Here is a 5,624-nt window from a genome sequence, read left to right on the forward strand (position 1 = left end):
TTTGCTATCGGGCGCGTGGAAAGCGGGCAGGACCTAGTTGCGGGCGCCGTCCGTGTAGACGTCCCTCGAATCGATGCGGGCACCATCGGAGAACACGTCGCGCGGTCCGATGCGTGCGCCATCGGTAAAGACGTCGCGCGGTCCGATGAGTGCGCCATCCGTGAAGACATCACGAGGCGAATTGACCGCGGCAACGGCGGCTTGTGAGGCGAAGGTGGTAACGGTGGCGATCAGCAGGGCGGCACCGGAGATTTGGCTGAGGCGTTTCATGATTGACTCCTTGGCGAACGAATACAGAGATGACAGTTCAACGATCGGACCTGCGAGGCTTGGTGTGCAGCGCCATGTTTGCGGTCGTTATTGCGTATACGCCGGGAGATCGCGGATCATTCCCCTTGCGGGATTGAAATTTCCAATTGCCGCCATAGCGCCGCGGGGGCATGCGGTGCAGCGCACGGGCCACTACGCGAGGCTGTGATAAATGTGGAGAACGTTTGGCCTCACATTCCTGACGAGTTCAGCAGGCTCATTCTGGAAGCTGCCGGACGGTCTGCATGACTGGCAGTACCGACGGGTGCTGACTTCACGATACGTGACTCGATTTCAACTCGATTGTCCTGGCCCCATGCACTCGGTCATGGGCGCTGGGGGCAGAGTTGATGGGTCCGGTCGCCCATGGAAGCCGCGTAGAAGCTGGGGCTTTGAACGCCGCCATAACGGGGTAGGCGGACTCTTGGTGCTGAATCCGCGCAGCGCAGCTTCTTGAGCAGGCTGGATGCCTAGCTCGAACAAGGCTCGGGCAAACTGGGTATGGCCGTCGCGGCCGCCTGCGTGGGGCTTGTTGACGCGAAAGACGCTGGCCTTGTCGCTGTAGAACGCCATCGGCTTGCCTTGGCGCTTCAGGTACGCACGCGTCGCGGCGAAGTACGTGAACGTAGTACCACTTTTGGAACATCGATGCCGCTGGTGCAGGAGCCCCGTTCGCTACCTGCTCGAGAGGGCGGGGCCCATACCATTTGTTTGAAAATTCGCCGCAGATGTGCTTTAAGGTGGGATGTGGATAGAACGATACCAAGAGCTGCAGGCACGGATGGCGGCGAAGGCAAAGAGGCGTCTATCTATATAAGCAAGCGACCTGACGGATCCGAGTGGGCAGCGGTTCGGACCATCAACCCTGACCTCCAGAGCCTCATGACCAAGCGCATGGGGGCCAGGACAATCGAGTTGAAGTCGAGCCACGTATCGTGTGATCTCACATTCCTGACGAGATCAGCAGGCTCATTCTGGAAGCGCCGGGCGGGTGCTGACTTCACGTCCTCCACATTCATCACAGCCTCGCGTAGTGGCCCGTGCGCTGCACCGCATGCCCCCGCGGCGCTATGGCGGCAATTGGAAATTTCAATCCCGCAAGGGGAATGATCCGCGATCTCCCGGCGTATACGCAATAACGACCGCAAACATGGCGCTGCACACCAAGCCTCGCAGGTCCGATCGTTGAACTGTCATCTCTGTATTCGTTCGCCAAGGAGTCAATCATGAAACGCCTCAGCCAAATCTCCGGTGCCGCCCTGCTGATCGCCACCGTTACCACCTTCGCCTCACAAGCCGCCGTTGCCGCGGTCAATTCGCCTCGTGATGTCTTCACGGATGGCGCGCGTATCGGCCAGCGTGATGTCTTTACCGATGGCGCACGCATCGGACCGCGCGACGTGTTCTCCGATGGTGCCCGCATCGATTCGAGGGACGTCTACACGGACGGCGCCCGCAACTAGGCCCTGCCGCTTTCCACGCACCCGATAGCAAATGCCTTGTTGAGGAGCAGGTTGCGCAGTTCGAGTGGCGACCTTGCTTTGCCATCAAAGGCATCAGGACAGTGTCAAGGAAGCGGAATCGCTTCCCGATGCGAGCCCGGATTTTGACTTACACGAAATTGCTGTGAGCACCAAGGAAGCTGTGCGCAGCGTGGATGAAGCGCGTTGAGCCAGTGCTAGCAGCCCGTATCAAGGACTTCAATATGGATACACACGATATTTACGCAAAGCTCAGGGAGCGCGGCAAGCACGCGCGCTCCACGTTCGGTGTGGCCCGGATTCCGCTGGGCGCGTGCGTCGAGATTGAGTTGATTTTCGAGGTTGCAAGCGGGCATGCCCTCGCTTGATGAGGTGGAGAGGAATATGTCAGAGAATATCAATTCGCGTCGTCGCGGCTTCGTGGGCAAGACAGCCGTGGCGCTTGCCGCTGCCCAGTTCGGCGTGCTGGGCTCGGCCAGGGGCCAGACACGTTCGCCGAATTCATCGATTCTGCCTTCGGCCAGGCCGGGTACCCATACATCGTTTGCGTCGATGAAGCAGATCGACGCCGGGCTGCTCAATGTCGGCTACGCCGAGGCTGGGCCGGTCGACGGACCCGCGGTCATCCTGCTGCACGGCTGGCCCTACGATATTCATAGCTTTGTTGACGTCGCGCCGCTGTTGGCGTCGCGCGGGTATCGCGTGATTGTCCCGTATCTGCGGGGCTACGGTACTACGCGTTTCTTGTCGCAAGAGACAATGCGTAACGGCCAACCGACAGCCGTGGCTGCCGATATCGTCGCGCTGATGGATGCACTCAATATCCGGCAGGCGACACTCGCTGGGTTCGATTGGGGGGCGCGCACCGGCGATATCATCGCGGTGCTGTGGCCGCAGCGCTGCAAGGGTCTGGTGTCGGTAAGCGGCTACCTGATTGGGAGTCAGAAGGCCGGTGCGTCGCCGCTGCCGCCCGAGGCAGAGTTCCAGTGGTGGTACCAGTTCTACCTTGCAACGGATCGCGGGCGGGCCGGCTATGAAAAATACACCCACGATTTTGCCAAGCTGATCTGGAGGCAAGCCTCGCCGAGGTGGAAGTTCGATGACGCCACGTTCGAGCGGAGTGCGCCGGCCTTCAACAATCCGGACCATGTCGCCATTGCCGTTCACAATTATCGCTGGCGGCAAGGTCTTGCCCCTGGCGAGGAAAAGTACGACGCCTTTGAGCAGCGACTTGCCTTGGCGCCGTCCATTGGTGTGCCAACCATCACCATGGAAGGCGATACCAACGGTGCACCGCACCCGCCGCCCAGCGCCTACGCCGGTAAGTTCACCGGGAAATACGAGCACAGGACTATCACGGGGGGCATCGGCCATAACCTTCCTCAGGAAGCGCCCCAGGCATTCGCACAGGCCGTGATCGACGTCGGCAGGCTCTAGTGCAGCAGACCCGGGCCCCAATCGCGCAATGGCGGCCCACGGATGCCGACAGAAGGTCAGCAACGACAATCCTTTCGGCAACGTGGCGCCAGTGCGGGACCGGTTGTGTCTTGAGACTGTGCAGGCGAACGCGGCATGCGCCGTTTTACCGAGGTTTCCCCCTCAAGCGAACGCAATATGAACGAAACCGTATCGAAGACCGGGCGCCGCCCGACTAGAGTGTCGACTGCGGCCTTGGCTGGATTCGCGGGCATCGCGCTCAATACCGCGCTGCTGTCCATCGCCGATCACTTCGGGCTCGTCACCGCGCGCGGCGGATTGTTGACGCTGCTTGCACAGACGCTCGGCATGTCGGCATTACCGCTTGTCAGGCTTTACGCGTTCCAGCAGGTCTTCCATATCGCCGTCGGCATCGCGATGGCCGTGTTCTACGCGTTCACGTTCGCGAGGCTCCCGGCCAGTGCGCTGATCAAAGGTCTTTTATACGCGCTCGCTGTATGGCTGTTGAATGCATGCATGGTTCTACCGCTGATCGGCCAGGGGTTCGCAGGGCATAGCGTGCTCACGGCAGGCGGCATGCTGTTCTTTGCGATGGCGCACACAGCATTCTTTGTCGTCACCGCACTGCTCTATCAGCGCTGGCGGGAACAATAGTGACGTCCCGCAAGAAGCTTTATTAATGGTACATGCGGCGGACGGCCGGCGGTGTCACGCCGGCGGCCACGGCGGCGGCGGTGAAACTGCCCAGCTCGGCCGCCAGGCAGAACAGTTCAATGCTGCCAAGCTGGAGGTCGTCGAACTGCCTTTTCATTTCTGGTGGTCAGTGGCGATGCAGCCTGTCGGGTCATGCGTACTGAGGATCATATGTGCGCCATCGGCAGAAGTCGATGGTGTAGGAACGTTGCCTGCGGCAGTTGCTGAAGGCATACCTTTTAAGCTCTACGGAAGGCCAGTGTCCCGACCAACTTGTACGTTCCGCGCATAACTGTTTGTTCCTGCCAGGTCTTCGAAGGCGGCGATGAATTGCGTAGATTGGAGCCCATCGGAGCCGCCGGCCCGATCGGCCGGAAGGTCGAATCAGCTTACATCGAGGTTCGAGAAATGAGCGCAGCAAAGAAGGTCGTAGTCATCACGGGCGCATCGCAGGGGATTGGCGCCGAACTGGTCAAGGGGTTCCGCGAGCGCGGCCACCGCGTGGTTGCGACGGCACGCAGCATCAAGCCGTCGGATGATGCAGATATCTTGGCAGTCGCTGGCGATATCGCCGATCCTGCCACGGCGCGCCGCGTCATTTCCGAGGCCGTGGAAAAGTTTGGCCGCGTCGATACGCTGGTCAACAACGCCGGCGTATTCATCGCCAAGCCCTTCACGAGCTATACCGACGAAGACTATGCGGCAATAACGGGGATCAACCTGACCGGCTTTTTCCATATTACGCAGTTGGCCATCGCCGAGATGGAGAAGCAGCGCAGCGGTCACGTAGTGAGCATTACCACCAGCCTGGTCGACCATGCGATCAACGGCGTGCCGTCGGTGCTGGCCTCGCTGACCAAGGGCGGCCTGAACGCAGCGACCAAGTCGCTGGCCATCGAGTACGCCAAGACTGGCATCCGCGCGAATGCTGTCTCGCCCGGCATCATCATGTCGCCGATGCATCCGCCCGAAACCCATGCGGGGCTGAGCGCACTGCACCCCGTGGGCCATATGGGCGAGATGCGCGACGTTGTCGACGCCGTGCTGTATCTCGATTCCGCGCCCTTCGTCACCGGCGAGATCCTACACGTCGACGGCGGGCAGAGCGCAGGCCACTGAGCGTTTGTCAGGCTTGAGCATTCGCGCAGCCGCGATAATCTGTTCCGCGATGGGCGCTCGCTATCCGTGTCATAGGCGTGAAAGTTATCTTGGAGTAGCAAACTGTCACTGGCAACCTGATAGTGCAGCAGCATCCCTCGGATGCCCAGGGCGTGACGAAGCACCTTGTCGCGCGGTGGGGGCTCGCTCTGGCAGTCAATGCGCCGATTGCCGGACCTGACAAGTAAGGTGATACTGGTGAACGGTTGGCGTTCCCATAACTGGGAGGGAACAACGCCGCTGGATGGCCGGGTACCAGGACACGCGATGCGCGCTGGAGCGCGCCCCTTGGCGCGAGCCACTGGATCCGATCGAGGGAATTGCCGTGCACGGGATCAGCGCACAGACGTCGCTTGCATCGCCTGCGCCCGCCCATTCAGGCGCTGCGACCTAGCAAAAGGGGCATCCCACTAATCCTGCTATCCGATTATTGAGATTTACAAAAAACATGACAACGGATTCAGGGCTGGCGCGTTTCATCTCTAACGGGTTGATTGGAGATACGCGCCGTGTCGAAGAAGCCGTTAGACGATGCAACGAAGAAGC

At 60.5% G+C, this 5,624-nt stretch carries 6 protein-coding genes and 2 pseudogenes; 5 read left to right on the forward strand and 3 right to left on the reverse strand.

Features of this window, described 5'->3' with window-relative positions:
* Window positions 1–33 precede the first annotated feature (33 nt).
* Window positions 34–270 carry a hypothetical protein gene (locus DN412_RS42030; protein ID WP_115216878.1) on the reverse strand — a complete coding sequence of 79 codons (237 nt, stop codon included), beginning with the start codon at window positions 268–270 and terminating at the stop codon, window positions 34–36.
* A gap of 501 nt (window positions 271–771) precedes the next feature.
* A pseudogene (locus tag DN412_RS45370) lies at window positions 772–948 on the reverse strand (ISNCY family transposase); the annotation flags it as partial.
* Between the two features lie 587 nt (window positions 949–1,535).
* Here DN412_RS45370 and DN412_RS42045 point away from each other — a divergent pair.
* From DN412_RS42045 to DN412_RS42060, 4 genes are all read left to right on the forward strand, one after another.
* Window positions 1,536–1,772 carry a hypothetical protein gene (locus DN412_RS42045; RefSeq protein ID WP_115216879.1) on the forward strand — a complete coding sequence of 79 codons (237 nt, stop codon included), beginning with the start codon at window positions 1,536–1,538 and terminating at the stop codon, window positions 1,770–1,772.
* A 194-nt stretch (window positions 1,773–1,966) separates the two neighbouring features.
* Window positions 1,967–2,158: a hypothetical protein gene (locus DN412_RS44310; RefSeq protein WP_208647766.1), complete on the forward strand. Its 192-nt coding sequence runs from the start codon at window positions 1,967–1,969 to the stop codon at window positions 2,156–2,158.
* 16 nt (window positions 2,159–2,174) lie between these two features.
* A complete protein-coding gene (locus DN412_RS42055; RefSeq protein WP_115216880.1) occupies window positions 2,175–3,227 on the forward strand; it encodes an alpha/beta fold hydrolase in 1,053 nt (350 codons plus the stop codon).
* A 135-nt stretch (window positions 3,228–3,362) separates the two neighbouring features.
* Window positions 3,363–3,881, forward strand: coding sequence for a hypothetical protein (locus tag DN412_RS42060; protein WP_115216881.1), 519 nt, complete (start codon window positions 3,363–3,365; stop codon window positions 3,879–3,881).
* Window positions 3,882–3,915: 34 nt separating this feature from the next.
* On the opposite strand, the pseudogene DN412_RS42065 reads toward DN412_RS42060, so the two are convergent.
* Window positions 3,916–4,038, reverse strand: a pseudogene (locus DN412_RS42065) (LysR family transcriptional regulator); the annotation flags it as partial.
* Between the two features lie 290 nt (window positions 4,039–4,328).
* On the opposite strand from DN412_RS42065, the gene DN412_RS42070 reads away from it, so the two are divergent.
* A complete protein-coding gene (locus DN412_RS42070; protein ID WP_115216882.1) occupies window positions 4,329–5,039 on the forward strand; it encodes an SDR family NAD(P)-dependent oxidoreductase in 711 nt (236 codons plus the stop codon).
* Window positions 5,040–5,624 lie beyond the last annotated feature (585 nt).

Origin of the sequence: Cupriavidus lacunae (assembly GCF_003353055.1) — a bacterium.
GTDB classification, from domain to species: domain Bacteria; phylum Pseudomonadota; class Gammaproteobacteria; order Burkholderiales; family Burkholderiaceae; genus Cupriavidus; species Cupriavidus lacunae.